This is a genomic window from Streptomyces sp. LHD-70 (genome assembly GCF_031157275.1).
In the GTDB taxonomy this organism is placed as follows: Bacteria; Actinomycetota; Actinomycetes; order Streptomycetales; family Streptomycetaceae; genus Streptomyces.
This window is the reverse complement of record NZ_JAVIFW010000019.1, coordinates 100,757-127,597: the sequence shown is the minus strand read 5'-3', so window position 1 is coordinate 127,597 and position 26,841 is coordinate 100,757. Positions and strand designations below refer to the sequence as shown.

At 65.6% G+C, this 26,841-nt stretch carries 20 protein-coding genes and 1 pseudogene; 13 read left to right on the top strand and 8 right to left on the bottom strand.

Translation table 11 applies throughout. The annotated features are described in order from the left end of the window. Positions 1–271: 271 nt before the first annotated feature. Entirely contained in the window at positions 272–4,246 is a 3,975-nt protein-coding gene (eccCa, locus tag RCO28_RS30910; RefSeq protein WP_308944608.1) for a type VII secretion protein EccCa, read from the bottom strand. A 294-nt stretch (positions 4,247–4,540) separates the two neighbouring features. Here eccCa and eccD point away from each other — a divergent pair, with 294 nt between their 5' ends. The 13 genes and pseudogenes from eccD (at position 4,541) to RCO28_RS30845 (ending at position 20,038) form a co-directional block, all read left to right on the top strand. After that, positions 4,541–5,998 (top strand): type VII secretion integral membrane protein EccD, encoded by a 1,458-nt coding sequence (eccD, locus tag RCO28_RS30905; RefSeq protein ID WP_308944607.1) that lies wholly within the window; start codon positions 4,541–4,543, stop codon positions 5,996–5,998. Between the two features lie 125 nt (positions 5,999–6,123). Beyond that, complete coding sequence (gene eccB, locus RCO28_RS30900) at positions 6,124–7,662, top strand: type VII secretion protein EccB (RefSeq protein ID WP_308944606.1); 1,539 nt, start codon at positions 6,124–6,126, stop codon at positions 7,660–7,662. A gap of 83 nt (positions 7,663–7,745) precedes the next feature. Continuing rightward, positions 7,746–8,942 carry a type VII secretion-associated serine protease mycosin gene (mycP, locus tag RCO28_RS30895; protein WP_308944605.1) on the top strand — a complete coding sequence of 399 codons (1,197 nt, stop codon included), beginning with the start codon at positions 7,746–7,748 and terminating at the stop codon, positions 8,940–8,942. Between the two features lie 159 nt (positions 8,943–9,101). Continuing rightward, entirely contained in the window at positions 9,102–9,611 is a 510-nt protein-coding gene (locus RCO28_RS30890) for a hypothetical protein (protein ID WP_374991283.1), read from the top strand. Between the two features lie 1,851 nt (positions 9,612–11,462). Further along, positions 11,463–12,734: a S8 family serine peptidase gene (locus RCO28_RS30885; RefSeq protein WP_308944604.1), complete on the top strand. Its 1,272-nt coding sequence runs from the start codon at positions 11,463–11,465 to the stop codon at positions 12,732–12,734. A 103-nt stretch (positions 12,735–12,837) separates the two neighbouring features. Beyond that, the gene (locus tag RCO28_RS30880; RefSeq protein ID WP_308944603.1) at positions 12,838–13,203 is read left to right on the top strand and encodes a WXG100 family type VII secretion target; all 366 of its coding nucleotides are present in this window, start codon (positions 12,838–12,840) and stop codon (positions 13,201–13,203) included. Positions 13,204–13,261: 58 nt separating this feature from the next. Beyond that, the gene (locus RCO28_RS30875; protein ID WP_308944602.1) at positions 13,262–13,558 is read left to right on the top strand and encodes a WXG100 family type VII secretion target; all 297 of its coding nucleotides are present in this window, start codon (positions 13,262–13,264) and stop codon (positions 13,556–13,558) included. 175 nt (positions 13,559–13,733) lie between these two features. Next, positions 13,734–14,222, top strand: coding sequence for a hypothetical protein (locus tag RCO28_RS30870; protein ID WP_308944601.1), 489 nt, complete (start codon positions 13,734–13,736; stop codon positions 14,220–14,222). Beyond that, entirely contained in the window at positions 14,222–16,522 is a 2,301-nt protein-coding gene (locus tag RCO28_RS30865; RefSeq protein WP_308944600.1) for a DUF6571 family protein, read from the top strand. The genes RCO28_RS30870 and RCO28_RS30865 overlap by 1 nt, the downstream gene beginning before the upstream one ends. After that, positions 16,519–17,088 (top strand): hypothetical protein, encoded by a 570-nt coding sequence (locus RCO28_RS30860; RefSeq protein ID WP_308944599.1) that lies wholly within the window; start codon positions 16,519–16,521, stop codon positions 17,086–17,088. Before RCO28_RS30865 ends, RCO28_RS30860 begins: the two co-directional genes overlap by 4 nt. A gap of 99 nt (positions 17,089–17,187) precedes the next feature. Beyond that, positions 17,188–17,529 (top strand): hypothetical protein, encoded by a 342-nt coding sequence (locus tag RCO28_RS30855; RefSeq protein ID WP_308944598.1) that lies wholly within the window; start codon positions 17,188–17,190, stop codon positions 17,527–17,529. A gap of 16 nt (positions 17,530–17,545) precedes the next feature. Continuing rightward, positions 17,546–19,015: pseudogene (gene eccCb, locus RCO28_RS30850) on the top strand (type VII secretion protein EccCb); the annotation flags it as partial. Between the two features lie 312 nt (positions 19,016–19,327). After that, positions 19,328–20,038: a hypothetical protein gene (locus RCO28_RS30845; protein WP_308944597.1), complete on the top strand. Its 711-nt coding sequence runs from the start codon at positions 19,328–19,330 to the stop codon at positions 20,036–20,038. 645 nt (positions 20,039–20,683) lie between these two features. Here RCO28_RS30845 and RCO28_RS30840 read toward each other — a convergent pair. From RCO28_RS30840 to RCO28_RS30810, 7 genes are all read right to left on the bottom strand, one after another. After that, positions 20,684–20,974 carry a hypothetical protein gene (locus RCO28_RS30840; protein ID WP_308944596.1) on the bottom strand — a complete coding sequence of 97 codons (291 nt, stop codon included), beginning with the start codon at positions 20,972–20,974 and terminating at the stop codon, positions 20,684–20,686. Positions 20,975–21,145: 171 nt separating this feature from the next. Then, positions 21,146–21,457: a hypothetical protein gene (locus RCO28_RS30835; protein WP_308944595.1), complete on the bottom strand. Its 312-nt coding sequence runs from the start codon at positions 21,455–21,457 to the stop codon at positions 21,146–21,148. 60 nt (positions 21,458–21,517) lie between these two features. Next, positions 21,518–21,733 (bottom strand): hypothetical protein, encoded by a 216-nt coding sequence (locus RCO28_RS30830; protein ID WP_308944594.1) that lies wholly within the window; start codon positions 21,731–21,733, stop codon positions 21,518–21,520. A gap of 1 nt (position 21,734) precedes the next feature. Then, the gene (locus tag RCO28_RS30825; RefSeq protein WP_308944593.1) at positions 21,735–22,781 is read right to left on the bottom strand and encodes a major capsid protein; all 1,047 of its coding nucleotides are present in this window, start codon (positions 22,779–22,781) and stop codon (positions 21,735–21,737) included. A 20-nt stretch (positions 22,782–22,801) separates the two neighbouring features. Beyond that, the gene (locus RCO28_RS30820; protein WP_308944592.1) at positions 22,802–23,212 is read right to left on the bottom strand and encodes a head decoration protein; all 411 of its coding nucleotides are present in this window, start codon (positions 23,210–23,212) and stop codon (positions 22,802–22,804) included. Between the two features lie 125 nt (positions 23,213–23,337). Next, on the bottom strand, positions 23,338–24,054 hold the full coding sequence (locus RCO28_RS30815) for a hypothetical protein (protein ID WP_308944591.1): 717 nt from the start codon (positions 24,052–24,054) through the stop codon (positions 23,338–23,340). A gap of 129 nt (positions 24,055–24,183) precedes the next feature. Continuing rightward, on the bottom strand, positions 24,184–26,769 hold the full coding sequence (locus RCO28_RS30810; protein ID WP_308944590.1) for a GIY-YIG nuclease family protein: 2,586 nt from the start codon (positions 26,767–26,769) through the stop codon (positions 24,184–24,186). Between the last annotated feature and the right edge of the window lie 72 nt (positions 26,770–26,841).

Sequence of the window (26,841 nt, the reverse complement as noted above, 5' to 3'; positions counted from 1 at the left end):
CAGCCTGCCCGAGGCACGCTCCCCTGTCCCACGATTGCCCCGTTGTCCTGATCGTTGTCCAGTTCGCTGACGGACGTCACTGTCCACTGGCGTACGCGCACCCCTTCTGACCTGCCAGGCGAACGTCCATGACGGCCCCGTACGGCCATACGCACAGTTAGCAATGCCGCGGTGGAGCATGAGGGGGGTGGCGTCACGACGCCAGCGGTCGCCCCCCCACCGACCGGTTTTCGCCCCGCAGTGAGAGTTCCGCGGTGCAGCGGACACTCGATCAGTAGTGCCCGTCCACGAGTCCCGTCTGCACCAGTGGGTTCCCGCGTCGTCGCGAGACGAAGGTGCCGCGGCCTTGTGGCATGGGCCGTGGGCGTACGTTGCCGAGGATGTCGCCCTCGTTCGGGTCTCCGGAGAGGACGACGCCCTGGGCGCCGAGCTCCTTGATCCGTTGCATGAAGGGTTCGTAGGCGGAGCGGCCTGCGCCGGCCGTGTTGCGGGCGAGGATGAAGCGGACGCCGACGTCTCGGGCGAATGGCAGGAGCTCGGTGAGGGGTGCGAGCGGGTTGCCGCTGGAGTTGGAGACGAGGTCGTAGTCGTCGATGACGACGTACACCGTCGGGCCCTGCCACCAGCTGCGGTCCCGTAGCTCCTGGGCGGTGACGTCGGGGGACGGCGTGCGCCGCTTCATCAGGCCGGCCAGGGCCTCCATATGGTGATCCATCGCGTTCGACATCGGGATGTACTCGGCGAGGTGGGAGCGCGGGGTGGCGTCGAGCAGCGAGCGGCGGTTGTCGATGACGAAGAGCTTGCAGACGTCGCCGTCGTAGCGCTCGGTCAGCTGCCGGATCAGCAGGCGCAGGAGGTTGGATTTTCCGGACTCGCTCTCGCCGAAGACCAGGAAGAACGGGTCCTGTTCGAGGTTGAGGAAGACCGGTTCCAGGTTGTTCTCGTCGAGCGCGAAGGCGATGCCTCGTTCTGGTTCTGCGTGGCCTGCGGGCAGCTGGGCGAGGGGCAGTTCGCGGGGCAGGAGGCGGACGGCCGGGGCGCCGGGCGCGGGCCAGTGCTGGGCGACTGCCTTAGCCATGGCGGCCGTGGCCTCGGACAGGTCGGCGTCCGTGTGTGCGCTGTCGATGCGCGGTACGGCAGCCATGAAGTGCAGGCCCTCGGGGGTGATGCCGCGGCCGGGTACGCCGGTGGGGACGTTCGTGGCCTGCTTGCGGTCTAGCTCCGAGTCCATGGTGTCGCCGAGCCGGAGTTCGAGGCGGTTCATGAGGAGGTCCTTGAGGTTGGCGCGGACCTCCATGGAGCGTGAGGCGGTGAGGATGACGTGGATGCCGTAGCCGAGGCCGCGGGCGGCGAGGTCTACGACGGTGCTTTCCAGGGCTTCGTACTCGGTGCGGAAGTTGCCCCAGCCGTCGATCATCAGGAAGACGTCACCCCAGGGCTGGTCCGTCGCCGAGATTTCGCCGCGTGCACGCATCCTGCGATACGTGGCGATGGAGTCGATGCCCGCGCTGCGGAAGTACTCCTCGCGGCGGGTGAGGACGCCGTAGACCTCGGCGACCGTGCGGCGGACCCGCTCCGGGTCGAGGCGTGAGGCGACGCCGCCGACCTGTGGCAGGTCGGAGAGGGAGGCCATGCCGCCACCGCCGAAGTCCAGACCGTAGAACTGCACTTCCTGTGGGGTGTGGGTGAGGGCGAAGGCGGAGGCGATGGTGCGCAACAGGGTCGACTTGCCGGACTGTGGGCCGCCGATGATCTGCATGTGGCCCGCGGCGCCGGAGAAGTCCCGGTAGAGGGTGTCGCGGCGCTGTTCGTAGGGCTTGTCGACGACGCCGAGGGGTACGACGAGGCGGCCTGCGCCTTCGTAGCCGGGCTGGGTCAGGCCGCGGCCCTGCACGGAAGCGAGTCCGGGAAGCAGAGCGTCCAAGGGCGGCGGGTTGTCCAGCGGGGGCAGCCAGACCTGGTGGGCGGCCGGGCCCTGGCCGTCGAGCTGGCGCACGATGACGTCGAGCACGGTGTCGGTCAGTGCATCGTCGCTCTCGGTCGTTGCACGGGGGTCCGGGACGAGGGTGCGGGGGTCCGGCTGCGCGTACTGCACCGGCACAGGTGCCGCGGTGAACGGCACCGGACGGCGGTCCACCGGCAGCTGCCCGTTCTGCACGGCAGGGCGGTCGGAAACCGAGCGGTGCGCACCGGAGACGTATGCGGCCTTGAAGCGGACCATTTCGTCCGTGCCGTACTTCAGATAGCCCGAGCCGGGGACGTTCGGCAGGTGGTACGCGTCCGGGACGCCGAGCGCCGCACGCGACTCGGCCTCGGAGAACGTGCGCAGGCCGACGCGGTACGAGAGATACGTCTCCAGGCCGCGTAGCCGGCCCTCCTCCAGGCGTTGCGAGGCGAGCAGCAGATGGACGCCCAGGGAGCGGCCGATGCGGCCGATCTGGACGAACATCTCGATGAAGTCGGGCTTGGCCGTCAGGAGTTCACTGAACTCGTCGATGACGATGACCAACGACGGGATGGGGTTCAGCGCGGTACCGGCCGCACGAGCCTTCTCGTAGTCGTGGATGTTGGCGAAGTTGCCAGCCTGGCGCAGGAGTTCCTGGCGGCGGTTGAGTTCGCCGCGGATGGAGTCGCCCATGCGGTCGACGAGGGTGAGGTCGTCGGCGAGGTTGGTGATGACCGCGGCGACATGCGGCAGATCGGCCATGCCCGCGAACGTGGCGCCGCCCTTGAAGTCCGCGAGGACGAAGTTGAGCGTCTCCGAGGAGTGGGTCACGGCGAGGCCGAGAACGAGCGTGCGCAACAGCTCCGACTTGCCGGAACCGGTCGCGCCCACGCACAGGCCGTGCGGGCCCATGCCCTCCTGGGCCGCTTCCTTCAGGTCCAGCATCACCGGGGTGCCGTCCTCGCCGACGCCGATGGGGACGCGCAGCCGCTCGGTGCGGGAGCGCGGGCGCCAGGTGCGGCTGACGTCCACGGATTCGGCGTCGTCGAGGCTGAGTAGGTCGGTGAAGTCGAGGTTGGCGAGCAGAGGTTCGTCGGAGTCGGTGCCCGAAGCCACGTACAGCGGAGCGAGCTGGAGTGCCAGTGCTTCCGCGGCTTCAGGGCTGAGCTGGTCCGGGGTGCCGTCGTAGACAAGGCCGTGGCCGGATTCCAGGCGCAGCGCTCCGGGCTGCACGTCGATGGAGAGGCCGCCGCGCGTGCCGGTGGGCCTGCCGGGTGCGATCTCGATGACGGTGACGCCCTGCAGCCCTTCGGCCGTGGCGAGGGCGGACATCGGGGAGAGGGTCTCGCCGTCGAGGATGACGACGACATGCGGCTGTTCGAGGAGGGGCTGGCCGCCGGGCTGGAAGCGTGGACGGCCTTCGAGCCTGTCCTGGAAGAGCCTTTCGAGGTCTGCTGCCCTTGTGGTGATCAGCCGGGTGTGCCCTGCCCCGTCTGAGTCCTCGCCCTGGACGTGCGGCAGCCACTTCGCCCACTCCCAGTGGGCCGCGGTGTCGGAGGCGGCGGCCACCCCGACGATCAGGTCCTCGGGGGAATGCAGGGCTACGAGTGAGGCGACCAGGGCGCGGGCGGAAGCGCGGACGCTCGCCTCCTCACCGCTGATCGCGACGCGGTAGAACGCCCGCAGCGAGACAGCCAAGGGCAGGCCGTCCAGGTGGCTGTGGGCGGCGATGAACTGCCGCATCGCACCGGCCGTGAGGGGTTCCAGCTCGTCCACGGGTGCTGTCTCGGGGACCACGAGGGGGGTGGCGAGCTGCTGGCTGCCGAGGCCGATGCGGACCTGGGCGAAGTCGTCGTCGCTGATGCGGCGCTCCCAGGTGCGGCTGCCTTCCGCGACGAGGGCCCACAGCTGCTCCGGAGCGGGGTTCAGGAAGAACTGGGCGTCGCGCTGACGGTGCGCCGTCTTCGCGACCGAACGCCTCGTCTTTGCCAGGTACTTCAAGTAGTCGCGCCGCATGTCGGCGAGCTGGCCTTGCGTGCCCCTGCGGTACCGCACGAGCATCGCGATGCCCATGGCGATCGTGGACGCGATCATGACCATGCCCATGATCCGCATGATCGGGTTCGGCGTCATGAAGAAGAAGACGACGGAACCGCCCATGCCCAGCATGGGAAGCAGCTGCATGAGCACGCCCTCTTGCTGCCCCCTGGGCAGCTCGGGCGGAGGTTGCAACTGCACTGGTTCCACGGGCACTTCGGACGGCAGCACCCGCTGTGGCCGCTTCACGACGATCTGGCTCAAAGCGCCCCCATCCCCTCACTGGCTGGAATTGGCCCTTCGCACCCCCGCGGCGCTGGCTCCAGCCACCCGCGATCCTACGTGCGGACAGTGACAGTCGGGCCGAGTAGGGTGACTCCCGCGTGTACGCACCCGCGAACAACCAGTAGATTCGGGGGTATTCGCGGTCATGCGGGACAAGCGGGTACGGGGGTGACCGGCTCAGGCTGGGGCTCCTATGCAGTGTGGAGGGGGAGCCGGTAAGTGAGTTCGACGGTTCAAGCGCCAGGCGGTCCGGGGGGATTCCACGGGCGCGGGATGCCGACCGGGCGCGGCGCCGGGTTTCGTCGCGTGATCGTCGCGGCGCCGGACAGCCGTGTCGACGTGGCGCTGCCGGATGACATCCCGCTCGCCCACCTCTATCCGGAGATCCTCCGCCTCTCAGGGCAGACTCCGGAGCCGGGTGGACCTGTCGGGTATCACCTCGTACGCCGGGACGGCACCGTGCTCGACGAGGCACGGTCCTTGGCGGCTCAACGCATCGTCGACGGTGAGTTCCTCTCGATGCGGCCGTTCTCCGAGTCACTGCCGCCCGCTGTCTTCGACGACGTCTCCCACGCAACAGCCACCTCCGTCACCCGCGACCGCGCCCTGTGGAACGACGAACTGCTGCGCGGAGCCGGACTGTTCGGCGCATCTGTTTTGTTCATTCTCCTCGCGTTCGTGGCGTGGGCTTCGGACGTGCGGCACGACATGCATGGGCTGCCAGGCATCGTGGCGGCGGTCTCCGGTCTGACGCTGCTCGGTCTGGCCGTCGCTCGTGCCCGCGTGTACGGGGACCGCGCCGGGGCGCTGGCACTGGGCATCGGAGCACTCGCGAACCTGGGAGTGGCCGGCACCGGACTTCTCCCCCTCACCGCAGGGCAGGGCATCGGCAAGCTGCAGTTCCTGCTCGCCTGTGCGGCCGTGCTCGTGGCTTCACTGGTGCTGGTGATCGTCACCCCCAGCGGTGACGGCCCCTTCGTGGCATTCATGTTCGCCGCGGCCATCGGCCTGGTCATGACGTTCGTAGCGATCCTTACGGACCTGACCGCGGCCGAGACCGCCGCCATCTGCTCCCCTCTGGCCGTGGGCACACTCGCCTTCCTCCCCGGCCTCTCCACTCGATTCGCCCGCCTTCCCATCGGCTTCGAACCGCCGCGCACGGCTGCGAACTTCGACTTCGCGGACGACGAACCCGAGCAGCTCGTCGACATCGACGCCGAGCGGATCGCCGTACAGGCAAGACGGGGGCACGAACTGCTGGTCGGCCTGGTCGGCGGCTGCGCGCTGGTGACGGTCGCTGCAGCCGGGTTCCTCGGCTTCTCGGACGACGTGTGGGCTCAGCTTCTGGCGTTCGCCACGGGCCTGGCGATGCTGACCCGGGCGCACCTGTTCCGGCACACGGCGCAGGTGGGCTGCGCACTCGCGGCCGGCCTGGCCTGCCTGGTGCTGCTCGGCCTCGGGCTCAGCATCAACCCGCCCGGTGAGATGGTCCTGAAGGCCCTGAGCGGCGACAGCACCGGGCTCTACATCCGTCTGGTGTGGCTCTCGGTCACGGTCGTGGCTGTGGCGGCTTTGATGGCCGCCATCGCACTGGTCGTGCCGCGGAAGGGCGTCACCCCGTTCTGGGGGCGCTTCCTCGAGATCGCCGAGAGCTTCGTGCTGCTCACGCTGCTCCCGCTGTGCCTGGCCGTGTTCGACGCGTACCACCGCATGAGGTCGCTCTCCTCATGAGGCCACGGCACCTACGGCACGCGCCCAACGGACGCGGCCAAGCCGCACCGCACCGATCGATTCAGCAAGACGACTTCGGCACCGCTTCAGCCGACGGTCCGACGGGGGAATGAGGCACCGGCAAGATGGCATCACGGCGCGACGAACTCAACGCCTACACCTTCGCGCGACGGCGGCTGATCGGGCAGTTCCTCCAGCCGAACCCGACCGGCACGGAAGAGGGCTGGCCACGTCCGCTCCGCGCGGTGATGCCGGGTGTGATCGTCGCGGTCGTGGTCCTTGCCGTCTTCGGGGCCTGGGGCATGTTCAAGCCCGCGGCACCACTGAAGTGGGACACGCCGGAAGAGCACGTCATCATCTCCAGCAAGTCGACCACCCGCTATGTGGTGCTGAAGACCGGAAAAAAGGTCCAGCTCCACCCGGTCCTCAACATGTCCTCCGCGAAGCTGCTGCTCACTCCCGACAAGGGCAAGATCATCAACGTCGACGAGTCCGTGCTGGACAGCGGCAAGATCCCGCACGGGCCGACCCTCGGCATCCCGTACGCGCCCGATCGCCTTCCCGACGCCAAGGAAGCCAGCGCCGACAAGCGGTGGGCCGTGTGCGAACGCCCAGGTGAGGGCGGCAGAGCCATCCAGAAGGCAACGTTCGTCCTCGCCAAGCGCGACATGAACAAGACCGAGGGCAAGGAACGCCTCACCGGCGGCGAGCTTCTGTACGTCCAGGGGCCGGACCGCACCCGCTACGTCGTCGACGCCAAGGGCACCGCGTACCCCGTCGCCGCCGACGAAGGCCTGCTGCGCCAGGTGGTCGGCGCGAACCGTGCACCCCAGCGCGTCTCGTCGGCCTGGCTGAACACTCTGCACAAGGGCGACCCGATCTCTTTCCCGAGGCTCCCTGACAGGGTGGGTGACAACGCCGCCGTCCAGGGGAACCTCGCACCGGACGTGAACAAAGTCGGAATGATCCTGGAAGCCACCGAAGGCAACGGGATGCAGAAGTACGTGGTCCTGAAGGGCCGAGTCGCCCCCATCACGGACTTCACCGCCAAACTCCTGCTCGCCAGCGAGGACTTGGTCCGCCTCGGCCAGGTCGCGGCGAAGCAAGTCAGCCCCGCAGCCTTCACACCCGGCGAGCCCTTCGGGCAGGACAAGACCTGGCCGCAGGCGGAGCCGACACCGGTCAACTCCGCCGAAGCCGGAGAGGGCGAGCGGAACACCGTGTGCAACGTGCTGCGCGACGTGGACGAGGACCGGAAGGGTGCCACCACCCTGAGCACCTGGGCCGGGACGGACTTCCCCGCCGCTCTCCCCACGGGGTCCAGCAGCGCGTACGTCACTCCGGGCTCGGGCCAGCTGTTCCGCCAGTTCAAGGGCTCCACGACGAAGTCGGGCTTCCTCTTCCTCGTCACCGACACCGGGCTGCGCTACGCGATGCAGTCCAACGGCGACAGCACCACGGACGACGCCGGCATCGGCTCCTCGGGCTCAGCCAAGGAACGCAAGGAACAACGCGAGAGGCAGCTCCAAGAGGCCCAGCAGGCACAGAACCGACTCGGCTACGAGAACGTCGCGCCCGCCTCCATCCCTGCCGAGTGGTCGGCCTTCCTGCCGACCGGACCGCGCCTGTCGACCGGTGCGGCACGACAGCCTCAGGGCTCGTGAGGGGGCGGTTGCTGATGCGCAGGGGCAGAATCCATCGCCGCGGACAGGTGTGGGCGGCCGTGTGCATGACCGGAGCCCTTGGGATGATCTCCCCGGCCTCACTGCAGACGCCAGCCATCGCCGACGAAGCACCGGACCAGTGCACGTTCCCGGACAAGCCCTACGAGGGCCGCCCCTGGTCACTGCAGCGTGTCCTGCTCGACGAGCTGTGGAAGCAGTCCACAGGCAAGGGAGTTCGGGTAGCAGTAATCGACACCGGGGTGGACATCAAGAACCGTCAGCTAGCCCCGGCCGTCGATAAGCGATACGGCCGCAACCTCCTACCCAAGGACCTGAAAGACGCCAACGGCAACAAGGTCGAGCGAGGGAAAGAGGATGGAACTACGGATTCCGTCGGGCACGGAACGAAGGTCGCCGGAATAATCGCCGCCCGACCGATGAAGGGAACGGGTTTTGTAGGCCTGGCCCCCGACGCGACCATCATTCCCATCCAGCAGAACGACGCCGAAGGCAACGGCACGACAGAAACCCTCGCGGCGGCGATTCGCTACGCGGTCACCAACGCGAAAGCCGACGTCATCAATATCTCCCAGGACACGGCGGACGCGGTGAAGCCGACGGACGAACTCCGGCAAGCAGTGAACGCGGCACTCGCCCAGGAGGTCGTGGTGGTCGCATCGGCAGGCAACGACGGCCTGGGCGGCAACGTCAAGGAGACCTACCCGGCGTCGTACGAAGGCGTCCTGGCCGTGGCCTCGTCCGACCGCAACAACGAACGGGCCGCCTTCTCCCAGTCCGGCGAATTCGTCGACGTGGCGGCTCCCGGCGTGGACATGATCTCCACTGTCCCTGGTGGCGGCCACTGTTCGGACAACGGCACGAGCTTCTCCGCCCCCTACGTCGCAGGAGTGGCGGCCCTCATCAAGGCCAAGCACCCCACGTGGACGGCCCGCCAGATCAACGCCCAGATCATGCAGACCGCCGAACGCTCCATCCCCGGCCACGACAGGCTGGTGGGCTGGGGCGTCGTCGACCCAGTGAGAGCACTAACCGAGGACATCAGGCCCATCGAGAGCCCCGAGCCCATCGTTAACGGCGCGGGCAAAGATGACGCACCTTCGGCGGCCCAATTGCCCATAGGGGAAACCGCACAAGAGCGAACCACTCGGCTCGGCACTTATGTGGTGGTCGGCAGTTCCGTTTTGGCGGCAGTAATCGCGGGGGGTGCAGTGGCGTTGCGGGATGCCCGCCGAAGGACACGTCGAGGAACGAGAAGCTGAACGGACCAGATGGACAAACCACACCCAAATCGGATGCGCACCAAGGAACTGCAACCGCTGGCTGACGGTGAAGTGTCAAACTTGTGACGGGAGTTGGCCGAGAAACCCGTGGGAGCTGTCAGAGGCACTCGATACAGTGGTACGTAGACAAGCAGCAGTGTGCGCACCACTGCTGGGGCCGCGCCTGAGGGCGACGGCTCACACGGGGAAACGGGGAGGGCAGGCATCGTGCCTGACGTAAGTGGTGGAGGCGGCGACCTCAGGCTCGGGGTCGGAGCGCTGGAACGGTTCCAGAAGCGGGTGGACGCACTCCTGTCAGAACTCGAGGGCGGCGCGGCAGGCAGCACGAAGATGGCCGCACAGCGCATCGCCCGCAGCTCCTTCAGCGCCGGCAACGCCCCGTTCGCGGAGGCGGACGGTCTCTACAGCCAGTACAACCGCGTACACGAGCAACTGGTGTCCCTCTCCAAGTCGCTTGGGGACCAGATCGCGATGCTGCGGATCGCCGTGCGGGGCACTGAGGTCGGGTTCGGGAACTTGGAGGAGGAGCATCGAGCTCGGTTCCATGGGATCCAGACCCGGATCTTGGACGAGCGGAAGCGCGCCTTGGCTGAGCGCCACGATGTTCCCCAGAGGTCGGAATCCGATGCCGGAAGCGCATTCGACTAAGGAGAAAGCTGATGCGACCAGACGGCAACCCTCAGCCGGACGCCACACCCGAGCAGCAGCAGGAAGCCGTCGCAGACGGCCTGCGCAAAGAGTACGACGCGGTCAATGCCACCGAGGCCGTGAGCTCGCTCCCTAGCTCACTCGGCTTCGGCAGCTCGGGAAGCTTCTTCGGCAGAACGAATTTCGAAGGCCGCGAGCTCAACGCAATGCTCGACCTCATCGAGACGGCTAACCCCGAGGACCTGGAGCAGGTAGGCAACGCCCTGAGTAAGGCGAAAGACTCACTCAACGACGCCGCCAGGGAGCTCGACGACTACCTCAAGAAGACCGACTGGGAAGGCGAGTCCGGCCGGGAGTTCCGTCGATACGGCGGTGAACTCACCAAGCATGCCTGGGAAGTTGCCACGTTCGCGAATGCAGCTGCCACCCAAATGTCGGTGGCCAGCACCGGCCTGGCTTCCGTACGCAGTTCCCGTCCCCCACGCGATACGCGACTCGTCCGCAAGCGCCCTGAGGACTTCACTTCCGTGGAGCAGACGGATGGAAACCCGTCCTACCAAGAGGCCCAGAAGGTGGAGAAGGACCGCCAAGAGGCCATCAACCAGATGAACCGACTGGCGTCGTTCTATGCGGTCTCGGAACAGAACCTGGCGTCCCAGAAGGCACCTCTACCGCCGAAGCCAGTGAAGGCGTCGGTGCCGAAGCCATCCGGTTCCGGTGAAACAAATGCAGGGGAATCGGGCTCAACCGGAAGTACAACGGTGAGTTCACCGGCACAGGTAACTCCTGGTGGTGCGGGCGCCGGCGAAGCGTGGGGCGCCTCTTCCGGACCGGTCGGCAACGGTACTGCTCCATCCAGTCCAGCCCCTGGCACAGGGGTCCAGATCGACACCGTCGCCGCACCTCCCGCTCCGAGCCAGACCTCGGCCGCACCTCCCACGACAACGGCACCAGCTGGCCCACCCAGCGGGCCGGCTGTTCCTCCGGTTGGCGTCCCTGGTGGGCCTCTGCCCCAGGCCACGCAGCGCCCGGCAGGGCAGTCGAGCGGCACGCAAAAGACCACTTCGCCCAACCCTCGTGCTGTTGGACGACCAGGCCAGACCGCTACGGGGCCTATGCCCGCAGGGCGACCCGGCACTGCCCAGAACACTCCAACGGCCACCGGACGCTCCGGCCCTGTCGGAAGGCCTGCCGTTCAGGGGAGCAACCCTCCTGCTGCAGGTCGACCCACTCCAGCCGCGCGCCCGAACGTTCCCGGAAGTGGCCCTGCAGCAACGGGAAGACCAGGCGCTGGCACTGCACAGCAAGTGCCGATTACTGGCCGTCCCAGCAACTCGCAGCCCTCTGCTTACGGTCGCACGGGCACCAGCAATCCTGGGGTGCCCCGATCTAGCCGTGCGGACGGGATCGTGGGCGGGACGCCGCAGCGTGCAGCAACAGGACCGACCAGCGGCTCGTCACGTGTTCCGCGTGGCGGCGTCGTCGGATCGGAACTCCCTGCCCGCGGCTCCGCCGCTACAACACGGCCGGGCCAGCAAGGGGTGGTCGGCGCGCAGCCGACGTCCAGCGGCCCTCGCGGAGCGAGCCGTGGCACGCCCGCCACGAACGGCATCGTTGGCGTGGCGCGCAATGCCCCAACAGGTTCCCGTCCAGGTTCAGGTGGTTCCGCCTCTGGTGGAACGGGCCTGGCAGGTGGGCGTCCAGGCCAACAGCGTCCACAGGACAAGGAGCAGGCCCGGACTGGAGACCGTCCGGACTACCTGACCGAAGACGAAGAGACGTGGGAGTCCCGGCGGCGGAGCACCACGCCACCGGTGATCGACTAGTCACAGGGAAGGTCCGGAAGTCAGCATGACCGCAAGAATCAGTCACGACCGGCGACGGAACTGGCCCGCCCGCCCGCTGCGGCGCGGCCTGCTTACGGCAGGCGCCGCTCTCGGCGCCTGGGCCATAGCCCTGTCCGGGACAACGCCGGCAGCCGCAGCCGATGACGTGCGGTCCAAGCAGTGGTACCTGGACCTGCTGCACGCCGAAGAGATCTGGAAGAAGACCAAGGGCGAGGGCATCAAGGTCGCCGTCATCGACTCCGGTGTGAACCCGGGCACGCCCTCACTCAAGGGCCAGGTCCTCAAGGGGGTGGACGCCACAGTCGAAAAGGGCGGCTCCACCAAGGACACCAACGGGCAAGGCACCACCACAGCCGAACTCATCGCCGGGACAGGCAAGGGCGGTGGACTGCAAGGTCTCGCACCCGGAGCGAAGATCATCCCTATTCGGGTACCTCTGCTCAAACATGACGAACTACCACCCGGCAAGTGGATCGAACGCGACCCTCTCTACACAGCCATCCACGCTGCCGTCGACATGGATGCCGACATCATCACCATCAATGTCCGCAACCACAACGCCATCGGCAACGACCTTTACAACAAGAGTGCAGCTGAATACGCCGCCAGCAAGGGCAAGCTCCTGATCGCCGGAACAGGAGACAACGCCAAGGACGGAAACAAGCCGCTATATCCGGCAGCCGCACTCGAAGTCACCGGGGTCACCTCCGTGGACCGCAAGGGCAACGTGGCCGACTTCTCGCAGTACGGCGAAGACGTGGATCTCGCTGCTCCCGGGGTCGACGTTCCTCGCTGGTGCAACGCCGACTTCGAGCGCTACTGCGACGGAGGTGGAGCCAGCGCAGCTGCTGCCCTCGCCTCGGCCTCCGCCGCGCTCATCTGGTCAGCGCACCCGGACTGGACTGCAAACCAAGTCCTCCGCGTACTCCTGGGGACCACGGTTCGCAGTGAAGAGAAGAAGAGCGGTGTGAGCAAGTACCTCGGCTACGGCATCGTCCGTCCAGGAGCGAACATTCTCGACGAGAAGGGCGATCCGGGCTCACCGAAAAAGCACCCGCTGCTGAGTTCAAACCCACTCGAGTCAGGCGATTCCTCTGCCGGTTCACCTGACTCGAAAGACCGCGCAGACAAGACAGGAAGCAGCGACAGCCCCAGTCACGCAGAAGCCGAGCCTCAGGAAGGCTCCCAATTCGGCCTGATCGCCGGAATCGCCGCAGCCGTGGCCGTCCTGGCGGCAGGAGCCCTGGCTCTGGCCCGCAAACGCCGCAGCGCCTAACCCTGCTGATCCGAGAGTGCAGGCGAACCAGCGCGGCTCAGCGCCGACCGCCCACACCAGTCGGCCGGTGCTCAACATCCACACCTAGACAGGAAGGCACCACGTGGCAGTCCAGAAGGTCAATGACGAGGTCCTGCGGCAATTCGAGCAGGAGCTCAACGAACGCTTCGGTTCGGTCAAGCAGCAACTCTCGCAGCTGCAGGCCGTCATCGACGGAGTCGAGGGCAAGTGGCAGGGCATGGGTGCCGTGTCCTTCGACGCCAAGCAGCGCGAGATCAACGAGCGCATGGCGCACATCGGCAACCTCCTGATCCGCTTCCAGACCGCGGTGGACGACAACCGCCGCATCGTCGGGAGCACCGAGGAGGAGGTCTACCAGGCCCTCCGAGGCATCGACACGGGCGCGGGCTCCGGTTCCGGCTCTGGCGGCTCGGCCGGCGGCGCCTCCTCCAGCCTCAACAGCTACTGACGAGCGCCCAGCACCAACCCCACTGAGACCACACGAACTTGAGACAGCCGGAGGAACCATGCCCGCAAATGACGGCACGATGCTCGTCACATACGCGGAACTCGAGCGCGCCGCAGGAGACATCACCAGCCAGGCCAAGCGGCTGGACGCCGACCTGCAGGCCCTGCAGACCCGTATGAAGGACATCTCCGCCTTCTTCGAAGGCGAGGCGAAGACCGCCGCCGACGGTCTGCACCGCGAGTGGGACACGAAGTCCCGCGAGATCCACCAGGCCCTCAACGCCATCGCCAACGCCGTCCGCGAGGCCAGCGCCGCGTACAGCGCCGCGGACCGCAAGGCAGCAGCCAACTACTGATACAGCAGCAGCACATGTCGGGTTGATGGGGTGGGCACGCACGGGAGGTGCCCACCCCCTCCTGCGCATACGGACTCGGCAAGCCCTTAAGCAGGAATGGCAAGCGGACGGCCAACGTGGCCCAGAGTTGGCTCGACAGTTCGGTCAACGCCCATACGGGGGAAGGAGCCAGGGTATGGCTTGGGACGAGTGGGAACAGCTCAAGGCCGAAGCAGCCGAGAAGCATTCGACAGGCATGCAGTTGAACGGTGTGGATACGGGGGGTCTGGGCTCAGGCGCGCCGAGCGGATCTGATGTCGGGGTGCTAGCCGTCTCCCAGAAAGACTTGGCAGCGATCGGCAACGAGGCCTTCCAACTGTACAACCGCCTATGGGACAGAGCTCGCTCTGCCGGCGACAGTAGCGGCACCACAGGGAGCGATCTCTCCACTCAGGGCTTCGCCATCGGCAGTGCCCTCACCCACGTCTCAAATCGGTGGGACAAGCAACTCAAGTCCCTAATGGACGCGTGCGCGCACATCTCCAATCACCTTGAGTACACGAAGAAAACCCATCGAGATGGCGATCACTTCATCGCCCGGCACATGAGCAGCATCAGCGCCCTTGATGAGGGGTTCAACGAGACATACGCAAAGCCAGGCAAGCAGAGCGAGAAGGATAACTAATGGACTTCGACGCTCTCCGCTTTGCACGCTTCGGCCAACTCGACGACACGGTCAAAGAGTGGTCCACCGCAGTCCGAAACCTCGAAGAATTGAACAAAGATGCTCAAGACGGCCTCAGGGGGAAGGCCATTAAGGCCAACTGGGCTGGCATCAACGCCAACGTCACGCGCGAATTCGTGGGAAAGACCGCGAGTGAGTTTGGTGATGCTCTAAAACAAGCAAAGACACTTCGCGACATCATCAGTGACACGCGGGACGAACTCAAAGAGTCCCATCGCAAGCTGGTCGAAGCCATCGAACGCGGACTAAAGAAGAACCTTACGGTGGTGGCCACAGGAGACGGCGGATTCACCGTATCAATGAACGTCCACCCCGATCGCGCGGGTGCCGAATCCAAGCTGCCCGACCACAGCGAGGCGGACGTCACGGCCTTCCGGGATGAGATTCAGAGAATCCTAAACAAGGCTACGGAAGTCGACAGCTCTGCCGCCCGCGTATTGAAGGCCCTAGCAGACCAGACCGACTACGGCTTCTCAGGCGCTTCATACAAGGACAGAGAATCAGCAGCAGGCGCCCTCAAGAAGGCAGAGGAACTCGCAGCCCTAGCAAAGCAGGATCCAGGGGATCTGTCGGCCAAGGAGTTCGATATCCTCAATGCCGGCCTGAAGCGTTACAGCGGCGACGAGCTCTTCTCTCAGAGATTCGCCGAAAAGCTGGGAGCAAAAAACACACTGGACTTCTGGGCCGACCTCAACGTCCTCCCTCAGAATCCTGATCTGCGAAGCCGTGTCGACCAGTACGACGAGCTGCAGAAGAACCTGGGCATGACTCTGGCCACTGCGACACACAGCGACAGCCGCGGAATGGTCGAGTGGAAGCGAGACACCATTGACCTCGGCGGGCAACTCGTAGGCAAGGGCAGCGGTGCCGTCGGGTTCCAAGTCATGAGCAACCTTATGCGTTGGGGCAACTACGACGACGAATTCCTCAAGAGCTACGGCAGTGAGCTCATCAAGACCGAAAAGGCGCGAAGCGATAACGGCAGCAACGCTGCCGTCGCTTGGCAGCAGGCAGGCGCAGGTTCGTACCTGAACCGGACCGGGAGTGACACTGGCTCGGACCCGATGACCGGCTTCATGAAGGCTCTGTCTAACAGCCCGGAAGCGGCTACGGATTTCTTCAGCAAGGATTTTGTAACCACCGACGAAGACCACAACTTCACTGAGGAACGCAACGGAAAGGAAGTCAAGCGCGGACTCAGCAACTTTGACTACCTGTTCGAGGAGCGAGACTGGCCGGCGGACGCGAACAGTAAGGGAGAAAAGAGCAACGCCGGTAAGAACGCGATGGCTCTCGCACTGGAGGCGGCTACAACAGGACATGCCGCGGGGCAACATCCGACGGCTGAGACACCTCAACACAACGCCGACCAAGCTAAATTGGTCGAAAGCCTCGTAGCTTCAATCTCCGACGATCCAACACGCTTGACCGACCACTCCTACATGTCTGACAGCATCGGTCAAATCACTGCCGAATATCTACCGGATATCAACAGGGCCACCGCAGATGCCGACTCCGGCAATGAAAGCGTAGCCAAGCTCTTCCCCATCGATGGTGAAGCAGCCGAAATGAAGCGCAGTGACGTCACTCGATTCCTGGTGACCCTCGGTCAAAGCCCCGAAGGCTATGCAGCCGTAGAGGTTGGACAGAAGGCATATATGGCCAACCTGATTGATTACCACATGAGTCCGGATCTACCGGATGAAAAACGTTACCCTCACCCTGCCGAGGACACCATCCGAGAGATCGCCCGTCGCTCTGGAGAAGTCGGAGGGTCCCTGGCTATCGGTCGCCAAGAGTCCGTTCTCGGCACAGAAGCCGAGAAAATGGAAGACTACGAGCACTCCATGAACCAAAGGAAAAATTTCAGCTCAGGAGCCATCGCAACGGCAGTAGGCGTAAGTACAAGTTTCGTCGCCAGCCCCCTTGCCGGAGCCGTCATCGGTGGTGCGACAGGAACTGTGAGCAGCTTGGTTCTAGAGCAACTCTTTAAACAACCCGAGCCCGATGTTCAGGACGCCGGACAGGACGCGGCAGTTCTATGGGAAGCCACCGAGGTTCAGAATTCGACTCTAAGTCGCATAGCGGCAGAATCCGTAGCAGCGAAGTACGAAGCGCCCTGGGCAGATCAGGCTGAAGAGTGGACCCGGCAAGGCACGAGGGATGGTTTCAACGATGCAGCCATCGCCGGCCATCGCATGGCAGGAGACCTGGAGTCCGAAGTACCCCCAGGTTCATGAAGCACCGATCTGCCAACATCATCGGAAGCAAAGGGAACGCCTTGAGCAGGCTGCAAATCTCTGCACTCACTGTATCCACGACAGCACTCGCCTTGGCATTTTCCGTCGGGTGCTCCGCCCCGACAAAACAGTACGCCATTCCCAAGGATTTGTGCGGAATTCAAGTCAAACCAAATTTGGTCGAACCTCTACTGCCGCCTGGCGAGAAGTTGAACTTTCGCTCGAGCTCGACTGGGGAGCACAGTTGGTGTCGGGTTGAGGTCGACGGAAAGACGCCACTGTCGGTCATGCGTGAATGGTGGTCCGCCGACACCACGGTGAGTTATCTGGCACGTGGAGCCCTTGGCGTCAGCCCCTACGACAAGCAAACAAAGGATCGGCGATACATTTACTCACGCACCGGAGCAATTGGCCAGGTCGAGTGTCCGGAGAGTCGCAAAGACGGCAAGAAGCTCTTCGCCTCAGTACGTGTCACAAGTGAAGTAACGGAAGCCGAAATGAAGAGGTTCATCATCGGATACACGAAATCTGTTGCAACCTCTGAGGCGTGCGAGGCCGGAGCGTAGCAAGAGTGAGAGCCCTGGGCCGACTCGCTCAACTGCCCGCCAGAACTCCCCCTTCGGGGCGGGCTCGAAGACCTCAAATCCATGTTAGGGCCTGCTCTGATGGCATACGCGGGATACCCGTCCGACAGAGACACGAGCACCTTCGACAAGCGCTGGCGCTGGGTAGCCATAGCGCTCACCCTGGCGTGTGGCCTCTTGGTCTTCTGGGAGTTGGACGTCTACGACGAAGCGTGGAACGCGTGCCCCTTCACGACCGGCTGCAAGGACAACGTCGTCGATGCCATGGACACCTCGCAGATCTGGGCGTACGTCGGCGGTGGTGCAGGGATCGGCGCGATGCTGCTCCAGCTCCACCCCAGAAACCGGGGGCTGCGGATCGGCCTGATAGCCGTGGCAGGAGTCGTGCTGCTCGTTCGCATCGGCATCGCCATGTCGGTGTAACTGCGCAGCCGCCCCGTCCAACGCCTTGGCCCAACTGCTGCCGCCCCTGACCACGAACCCGACGCGCGGTCACACCGTCCACGGACTCCCTGGGGACCGGCCAGCTCGCCGTTCCCCTCGGACTGATCGGCAAGCCCTTCGAGCAGCGGCGCGCGGGCCTGTGGCAGGACTTCTCCAGCGAGTCCGGCCACCTGGTCGTCGGCGGCCCGCAGTCTGGCAAGTCCACGCTGATGCGCACGCTCATCGTGTCCTTCGCGCTCACCCACAGCCTGCACGAAGTCCAGCTATACGGGATCGACTTCGGCGCCGGAGGCATGGCGCACCTCGCCGACCTTCCGCGCGTCGGCGGGAGCGCCTCACGCTTCGACCCGAACGCGTACGCCGCACGCTCGCCGAGGTCGCTGGCATCCTCAACTGCCACGAGGAGTCTTTTCGCGCTCACACCATCGACTCCACGGCTGGGGAGCCTTCAAGAACGACTACGAGCTCCTCGAAGAAGTCGTGGGCGACCTCGCGGGCCGGGGACTCGGCTACGGCATCCACATCGGGGCCACCGCCTCCCGCCACATGGAGATCCGAGCCTCGATCAAGGACCAGCTCCTCGGCCGCCTCGAACTCCGGCTCGGCGACACCATGGACTCGGAGTTCAACCGGAAGATCGCCGCTAACGTCCCCGTCGGCATGCCCGGCCGCGGCCAGACCCCGGAACACCTCCACTTCATGACGGCGCTACCCACCATCGACCAGGTGGAGACAGGCGAGGACCTCGCCGAAGTCACGGCCCGCTTCGTCCAGACCGTCCGCGGAGCCTGGAACGGGCGTGCCGCCCCCACAGTCCGCCTTCTGCCCCGCAAGGTCCCGGCCGACCACCTCCCCAAGGGCTCCGAGTCGACGGACCAGGGCCTGGCGATCGGCCTGGACGAGACGAACCTCGACCCGGTCTACGTCAACTTCGACACCGACCCGTTCTTCCTCGTCTTCGGCGAAAGCGAATCAGGCAAGACAGCACTGCTGCGCCACCTCGTCCGCAAGATCTCCGAGCGCTACACACCGGACGAGGCGAAGATCGTGGTCGGCGACTACCGCCGCTCACTCCTCGAAGTCGTCTCACCCGCCCATCTCTTGGAGTACGCCCCGACAGCAAGCTCCCTCCAGATGCACATGAACGCCCTCGCCCAGCTGATGGAACGACGCCAGCCCCCGGACGACCGTCACCCCACAGCAACTCCGCGACCGCAGCTGGTGGACCGGCGCACAGCTCTTCGTCGTGGTCGACGATTACGAACTCGTCTCCACCCAGGCCGGCAACCCCCTCTCCGCCCTGGTCGACCATCTCCCCTTCGCCCGCGACACCGGCATCCGTTTCATCATCGCCCGCAGCACCGCCGGCGCCTCCCGCTCGATGTACGAGTCCTTCATGGAAGGCATCAAGGAACTCGGGGCGCAGGGTGTGGTGTTGTCCGCCGTTACATGCAAGGGAAATCTGTAGGGTTACGGCTCGGGCTTCCTGGTGAGTGCGTATGCAGTGACGTTACGCATAGCAATAGATCGGAACCTATGGGGGGAATATGCAGGAAATGCCCAAGTTGAAGCTCTCGGTATCGCAGCAGGCGCGTTTGACGTTGCCGGTGATGGCGGACGCCGGGAGCAGCTGCCGGTTCACGGGCGCGTCACCGCTCGCTCAGCAGCTGACGATGAGCGTGTCCAGGGAAGTCTCAACTCACCCTCTACGGCATGGGCATCTGACATGAATGGCCAGGACAGCGAGACTCGCCGGGCCCAACTCCTCCTAATTGTCATGGGCCTTGTGGTCGTTGCAGCCCTGGCTGGTGGAGCCCTGGCGTTCTTCCTGACGGCTGGCGGAGACGGCCCGACCGGCAAGCGGAATGTGGCCCAGCCCTCTCGGAAGCCGGCCTCGCCGAAGCCGCCCGAGGGCGAGATGACTCCGAGCAAGGCCAAGAAGTTGGTACTCAAGGCGGGCACCAAGCAGAAGGGCGGAGCGAGCAGGGGCTTCCCCTATACCGCTAACGGTGGAATCTCGGCGGTGGTGTATTTCTGGGAGGAGTACGCATTCCTGGATGACAGCGCCGCCCGTGAGCAGCTGAAGGCCGTCACTTCCCACGACTCCACCGGATACATCGAGGAACAGATCTCCGAAGTCCGCAAACTGCGAGAGTACGCCGGACTGCCGCCGAGCGGAGGAGCCCCAGCCGGGATCACCTTCACCACCAACGTGAACGCGGTGAGGGCCACCTCGCTGGATGACACCGGTGCAGTGATGCAGATCTGGCTCGCCTATGACCAGTACGCAACCAAGGCCGACGGCGGAGCCGACCAGGACCCGCTGAAGGGCGAAGAGGTCGACTTCATCGTCAAGTGGCAAGACGGCGATTGGAAGATCACCAACGAGCCTCAGTATGTGAAGCAACGCTCGTTCCCTGTCGCGTACCACCCTGCCTCCCCCTACGCGAGTCGCGACGGCTGGCAGCGGGTACGCCATGAAGAGTGAGCCAGGACGTCGTAGCCGGCGGAGGTGTGCCTCCCGATAGACCGAAACGTACGGCCCGTCCTCCGGCCTGTGTTGTGACCGCAGTGACCTTTGACTGTGCAACTCCACGGTCACCGCAGATCCGGCATCCAAGCCAACTGCACCAGCGGCGTCCCCCGCTTCCGCGACACGAAGTGTCCGCGCCCTTGGGGCATCGGCTTCGCCCGGACGTTGCCGAGGATGTCGCCCTCGTTCGGGTCAACGACCACTACGGTTGATCTGCTCATGTCGCTGGGTCACATGGATTCACGCGCACTATCGGGGGTCGGTTCCACTCTGATCCACCTGACATCCGCGATAGGAGAGCGAAGTCACAAGAGGGTTCGTGACTTGCTTTTGGCTTCCGGGTGAGGCTTCGGCTCCGGTGCGGCGGACGAGGCCCGTAGCGATGGCAGGTGACCCCTGGCTCGAGGTGGCTGGAACCGGGCGGCTCACGCCCTCACACGACTGTACGCAGCCGGCGAGCGCTTCTCGGAGGCCGTGAAAGCAGCCGAAGTGCAGCGGCAGGCCACAGTCTGGTTGCGTGGTCCCAACGCCCCCGAGCTGGTCGACATCGACGCGTTCCTTTCCCGCCTGCGTCGCTTCACCACTGAGTGATGTCTGAACTCAGCTCTGCGACGGGATGCTCGGCCCATCGCTGCGCGCCAGGCGGGAGAGGACCATGGAGTACACCGTGGTCGCTGAGGCGGCGACCGACGTGATCACCGCCAGCGCCAGGATGCCCAGAAGCGGGGTCCACTGGCGTAGGTCGCTGTGACATTCGTTGTTGCCAGGCAACGGCTCGATCAAGACACCTCGGCACAGGAGCTCGGAGGTCGACGACATGTCTGTAGGGCCCCAGGGGGCGAGCATCAGGTAGCCGAACCATCCCCAGGCGGCCGCGGCGAGGAGCATCAAGATAAACGCCGCCCTCCCCACCCGACGTGCGTCTTCGCTGACACTCCTGGGAACGAACGCTACAGGGGCCGTCTTATCGGCTGTCATTGTCTCCCCCTCTAACTCTCTGCGAACGAACGTAAGTTCATCACAGCCAAGTGCCCCGCACCGCAGGCGTATTGATCACGCAGCTCAGCGGCTCCGGCTGCGCCACAGCGGTACGGGTACTGCGTGGGTGTTGATGCTGTCGTCCACCGCGAGCTCCTCAAGTGCCGTGATCTGACGCTCAAGCGCTCGGACGTTCTCCGCATTGTTGACCGTGGCAACGCCCTGCACCGTGACGGACAGCGGGTCGGAGACGAGGGCTGCTTTCCGCTCGCGTAGAACCTCCGTGGCGACAGCCTGGAGAGAGCCGAGCCGTTGGTAGCGCGGGTCCAGGTCAGCTGGGTCCGTCGGCCCCAACTCTGATCGTAGATACGCGTAGTCGTTGTCGGTCAGTCGCATCGGACTGCCTTTCGGTGTGGCGCCGGCGAGCGGAGTGCTCGTTCACCCCGCCCGTCGACGTCAGTCGGTCGAACGGGTCCGGCGAGGGCTCCGCGGTGCCGAGAAATTCGGCTCCCAGGCGTCGGGGTGGGTGATCTGCGCAGCCAAGGCCGGGTCTTGGACCTCCGACCCGGCCTTGAGGACGACGGTGTCATGGGTGGTCGGGTCGGTCACGAAGACTGTCTCGGCGAGACGGCGGCCGCCACCGGGCGATGGCCCTTCTCTCTGGGCAGCCATGTCACAGCACCTTCGCCGTCACGTGGATATCCGGTACGTACAGCACCGGCATCGCGACCGCCGCGCCCTTCGTCCACACCTGGACCGGGTCGTCCTGATGCCCGCTCGTGATGACAATGCCCGGGGCGTCCTCGCGGAGCAGCGCGGGGTTGGAGCCGCTGGTGAGGACAAGGGACTCGGCCGTAACGCCGTACTGCGTCTCGGCCCAGGACTCGGGGTTCGGCGGGATCAGGATCCACCGATCCTCCGGGATGACGCGCTGGTACGTGTCGTCCACCGAGATCTGGACGTCGTACACCGTGATCGGAGGCAGGTTGTAGCGGGCGCGGACGACCTCGACCTCGTTCGGCGCGAGGACCGCGGTGGGCGTCGTGGAGCCGTTGACGCTGCCGTAGTACGCCGCCCGGTAGGCGTCGTTCGCCGCGAGCACGGCGCGGGCCTTGTACGACGTGATGACGCGAGCCGGGAGCGGGGCGCCGATCGACCTCAGGTACTCGATCCAGCGCAGCTCGTCCGCAATCGGATCGCTGGTCGGGTCGGACCAGGGTTTGGCCGCCGTGGGCTTGTTGGCGGTCGGTACGCCGAAGTCCGCCTCCAGGTTCAGCCCGTTCTCCCCATTGAGGGTGAAGATGCCGTCGACGAGGAGGTCACCGGCGGCCAGTTCCATACGGTTGTGGATCGACTCAACGTGCCGTTCGACGTCGTCGTAGAGCAGCTCCACGAACTCCGACGCGTCCGCTCCGCGCGCCGTGTCCAGGAGGATCTGCTCCAGTTCACCGACGATCAGCTTCTGGCCGAGCGGCGGCAGCATGCCTTCAGTGATGATGCGCTCGGCCTGGCGCCGGGCCACGGCGGTCTGCGCGTCGTAGGACCGGAACTTGGCGGCGTTCACACGACGCTTGCTGCTCTTGATCCTGAACTTGACGGAGTTCAGGCGCCGTTCGGGCATCACCGTCCGGGTCAGCTCGAAGTCGTCCGGGGTGGTGATAGTGCGGGCGAAGGCGTTGATGTCCGTCGCGTCGATGTCGCGTAGCAGGGTGTCCAGCATGGGTGCGTCGATCCCCCTGCCTAGACGAAGTGGATCTGTGCGGTGGAGCAGGTGATCGCCGCCGGGTCGAGACCGCACGGGAGCTGGGCTGCAGCGACGACGCCGTGCCAGTGCAGCGCGCCTGCCGCACGCCGCGAGCCGGGGGCGAAGTGCACCTCGGCGAGCAGGACGCCGGCGAACACCTCGCGACCGTCACAGGCGTCCGCCTCCCACGGGCCGTACAGGCCAGTCGAGGTGACCCGACCGAGGGGAATACCCGAGGTGAAGCAGGACCGCGGCTGGGTCTCATGGCCCGGCGTGTAGTGCTCGCCGGGGGAGAAGAGCGCGACGTCCAGGGTGACGCTCAGCGGGGTGTCGAGGCCGTGCCGCGATACGAGCCAGGGGCGGTCGGCGGTGACGTGCTCGGTGGTCGTGATCGGCTGAAGATCCATGGTGGGCGGTGTCCTTACGGGAGATCCGGTACGGGGGCTTTGCCAGCGCGCCACGTTGTGGCGCCGTCGTCCGTGATCTCGGGGGTGGGGCACGGTCCCTGCTGCGGCTGAACGGTGTGAGGCGGCTACGGGATGGTGGTCAGGTGGCCGCGACGCCGTGCCATCTCCAGGCCAGCCGTACCCGGTCGGGGCGGGTTCTTGCCCTGACGGGGCGGTGCACCACCGTCAGGACTTCCGGAGGGCGGCGGGGTGGCCGGACGCTGACCGAAGAGCTCCGGCCGCCTGCTCTTGAGCTTGTCCGCCGCTTTGCGGAGCGCTGCGTCGTCCGCTTCCTCGTCCGTCGTACGGGACAAGAGGACGGCCGCGTCCTCCAGCTCCACGCCTGCGGCGCCAAGGCCGACGAGGACGGATCGCCGTGCGGCGTCCCGCTCCCGGGCGGCCGCGGAGCCTTCCAGCGCGGCGACCTCTTGCTCCCGCGCGGCAAGTTCCTGCTCGCGGCGTTCCAGGTCAGACAGCCTCGACTGCTCGGCGTCCCGCTGCGACTGCACGAACTCGTGCAGTGCGCGGGCGTTGTCGAACCCGAGCTGCGCCAGAAGCTCGCGCACACCGGCCCGACGGCCCTGGTCCTTCTCCCTCGTGAAGCGACGGGACAACTCGTCCTGAGTCAGCGTGACTTGATCAGCAGCCTGGTTCGATGGAAGAGCAGGAGTTGTGCCCTCGCTGGTCTGGTCTCCGCCGATCTCGTCGTCCGCGGCGCCGAGGATCGGCAGGATCGGGCGTCCGTCTCGGCGGAAACCGAGGGGCGCGAGGGGGAGGGGCGGCCGTGCCGGGCGCGCGTTCAAGAGCACACTCTCCTTGCCCAGCCGCCCCCGCGCGGGCGCAGTCTAAACCCGGCGCGCCGCACGACCGATAGAGGGCAGATTCAGGGTGGCTTGTCGGCGGATGAGGTGACACGGCTGCCGACCCCTCGCTCAGCTCTGGCGCCGGTGGTTGTTCTTGCGTGGCCGCTGGAGTTGACGAAGCCAGAACTCGGGTGGCTGGGGATCTGTGGCTGCCCTCAGCCAGCTGTCGTCGCCTTCTTGGGGGTTTCTGGGAGCCCAGGACCGCGGGCGAGCGAGTGAGAGCACGTCTCTGACAACCGCTCCCATGGCGTCAGGAGTGTCTCGCGCAAGATCGTTCAGCATTGGCGGAACGCCCTGCGGGCCCGGCCGCGGCGCTGACGTCCGGTAGGTGACCTGGCAGAAGGAGCTCGATTCGAACACGACACCGCGAGCGTCCGCCGGTCCCTCCGCGTCCGACAACCAGACCAGCCGATCTCCGGCTACCAGGCGCTCCCGGCCGTGAAGCATGCCGTTGGGCGCGCTGCCGTCTCTGTTGAGGAACGGAACAGGGTCCTCGGAGGCGCCCGGATCGTTGTCGCTGATTCCGGCCACGTGTCCCGGATCATGCGTGGCGTGGATCTCGAGGAGGTCGTTGTCCCCGTCGGCCTGCCAGCTGTCGAGGATCTCGGCGGACGGGCTGGCCAACTGGGTGTACGCAGTCAGCGCGAACAACTGCCCGGCCTTCAGGGGCAGGACGACGCGATCTCCTGCTCGCAGGTGGTGGATGACCGGGGCAGGTGCCCAACTCCTGATCCCGGTCACCTCCGCTTGGCATCGGCGGATCGCCTCGACGGCCACCTCCAGGGAGACGTAGAAGAACTCTCTGTTCGAGGTCACCCGTTGGGCCGTGAGGAGGCGATGGACAGCACGTTCGACCTCTTCTGGGCGGGCGGTGTTGGCCCGGAAGAGCACCTCGAAGGGGAAGGGGACCGATGTCCGTGACAGGCCCCTCGCCCTGTCCTCCGAAAGCTGGTCTGTGCTGCCGATCTTGAGCATGGACGGGAAGGCGGGGTTCCGCTGGACGTACACGAAGCCGGTGGTTCGAAGCGGAGAAGCCCCGGTGCGTGCCTGCTGCGACTTGCCGGGCTTCTGACGCCCCTTGGCGCCCTTGAAGAATCCAGACAGAGCGACTGGCGGGTCAGTCGACAACGGTGAGATACCGCCCTCGAGATCGCGTTGGGACGAAGCAAGGATCTGGCGCCCCGAGGAGAAGTGCTCCACCCGAGCACGGGGCAGATGTCGCAACGCTGCGGAGAGCGACTCGACTCCCTTGTATTGATCGTGGTCGCAGTCGCGAGCCCCCGGCAGGGATCGGGTCAGTGCTTCGGTGGCGACTTCCGCGATCAGGCTGGCAAGTTCAGGGCCGATCGGCACGTACAAGGTGCCGAGGTTGGCGGACTCGATTTCGTCGTACTTGTTGACCGAGTGTGCGTAGAAATCAACGGGAATGCCCGAGCGCTTCGCTATGAGGAGCAGCTCGCAGGCGTGGGCCGGGTTGTCCAGATCGAACGTGAAGGTGGCGCGCATGCCCAGAGACTCGGTCCTCGGCTTACGGCAGATGAGCAGGAGCTGGCTTGCGTTCTCCGGATCCCGCTCGAAGCCGAGGGGCAGCACTCCCTCATCGAGTGTGGCGCGGACAGACTCAGCTTCCTCTTCACTACGAACGACGATGTTCCACCAAGGCAGAGGCCCATAAGTGCCGTGCAGCGCCTCCGCATCGAAGAGGCATGAGCCGTCGGAGTATCGCGTTCGGGCCTCGAGCGAGTGGTTCAGGAAGGTCAGGATGCAGGCGTCCTGGAAGCGTTCCCGCTGCGTACGGTCCCGCAACAGGTCGCGCTCCGTTGCGCTCAGGCATGCGACTGCCTCGGTTAGCGCCTTCAGATGGCGGTCTACCCCTTCCAGAGCGCGGGCGAAGAGCTGCTGCGCGTCTCGGCTCAGCTTGGGCGAGCGGCGTTCCTCTTGCAGGTAGGCAAGGGCGGCGGTGCAAGAAACCAGAGCGGCACCCAACTTCCACAGGTGCCCGGCTTCGTGGGCGGAAAACTGCTTCAGCCAGAGTTCCTGAGCCGGGTTGCCGCTCTTGATCATGGCCAGAGCTACGACATTCCGGACGCGTATGTCCGGCTCTGCTTCGAGTCTGGTCCAGATCGCCTCGGTGCATGTCTCCAGTGGCTTGAGTGGACCGGGAATCAGGTTATCTGGGAAGCCAAGGGTCTCGATGCTCCAGTGCCGTCGCAGTTCCTTGGCCACTTGGGAGGGGGAAGCGTTGCGGGAGAGCTGCCGAGACCACTCTTCCAGGAGGAGCCTGTACGTGCCTTCCGGGGCTTCAGTGCGCAATCCGACGCCGAACAGCATCACGGTGCTCGTGAGTCCACCATGCTCCATGCGCCAGCGGACCCGCTTGACCAAGCTGGTGAGCTGATCTGAGTCCGGCTTGGGGTCGGCGAAGACCGGGTGGTCGGCGAGTAGTTCGGTGATGTGCGTTGCAGACTGGCCGCGCGCGTCCAGGGTGGCGATCTGCAGGATGAGAAGGGAACGCAGCAGATCGAGATCGTTTGGGTTACCGGCGATCCGATTTGCATCGAGCAGCGGATCACGATGGGCGGTGGTAGCGATGCCTGCGCAGACCTTCTGGATCCACTGATCGCGCAGGTCATTTAGGGCAGTGCTGGAACGCACAGTTCTTAATCCCCCTTGGTTGCACGGCTGCGGTAAGGGCTCCGGACTGCATGGTGAGTTCCACTCCGTGAA

What these genes read in the sequence shown, in the direction of transcription:
- eccD (WP_308944607.1), top strand. Translation starts at nt 4,541, where the DNA reads ATGCCGACCGGGCGCGGCGCCGGGTTTCGTCGCGTGATCGTCGCGGCG.
- eccB (WP_308944606.1), top strand. Translation starts at nt 6,124, where the DNA reads ATGGCATCACGGCGCGACGAACTCAACGCCTACACCTTCGCGCGACGG.
- mycP (WP_308944605.1), top strand. Translation starts at nt 7,746, where the DNA reads ATGATCTCCCCGGCCTCACTGCAGACGCCAGCCATCGCCGACGAAGCA.
- RCO28_RS30885 (WP_308944604.1), top strand. Translation starts at nt 11,463, where the DNA reads ATGACCGCAAGAATCAGTCACGACCGGCGACGGAACTGGCCCGCCCGC.
- RCO28_RS30875 (WP_308944602.1), top strand. Translation starts at nt 13,262, where the DNA reads ATGCCCGCAAATGACGGCACGATGCTCGTCACATACGCGGAACTCGAG.
- RCO28_RS30870 (WP_308944601.1), top strand. Translation starts at nt 13,734, where the DNA reads ATGGCTTGGGACGAGTGGGAACAGCTCAAGGCCGAAGCAGCCGAGAAG.
- RCO28_RS30865 (WP_308944600.1), top strand. Translation starts at nt 14,222, where the DNA reads ATGGACTTCGACGCTCTCCGCTTTGCACGCTTCGGCCAACTCGACGAC.
- RCO28_RS30860 (WP_308944599.1), top strand. Translation starts at nt 16,519, where the DNA reads ATGAAGCACCGATCTGCCAACATCATCGGAAGCAAAGGGAACGCCTTG.
- RCO28_RS30855 (WP_308944598.1), top strand. Translation starts at nt 17,188, where the DNA reads ATGGCATACGCGGGATACCCGTCCGACAGAGACACGAGCACCTTCGAC.
- RCO28_RS30845 (WP_308944597.1), top strand. Translation starts at nt 19,328, where the DNA reads ATGGGCCTTGTGGTCGTTGCAGCCCTGGCTGGTGGAGCCCTGGCGTTC.
- RCO28_RS30835 (WP_308944595.1), bottom strand. Translation starts at nt 21,457, where the DNA reads ATGCGACTGACCGACAACGACTACGCGTATCTACGATCAGAGTTGGGG.
- RCO28_RS30830 (WP_308944594.1), bottom strand. Translation starts at nt 21,733, where the DNA reads ATGGCTGCCCAGAGAGAAGGGCCATCGCCCGGTGGCGGCCGCCGTCTC.
- RCO28_RS30825 (WP_308944593.1), bottom strand. Translation starts at nt 22,781, where the DNA reads ATGCTGGACACCCTGCTACGCGACATCGACGCGACGGACATCAACGCC.
- RCO28_RS30820 (WP_308944592.1), bottom strand. Translation starts at nt 23,212, where the DNA reads ATGGATCTTCAGCCGATCACGACCACCGAGCACGTCACCGCCGACCGC.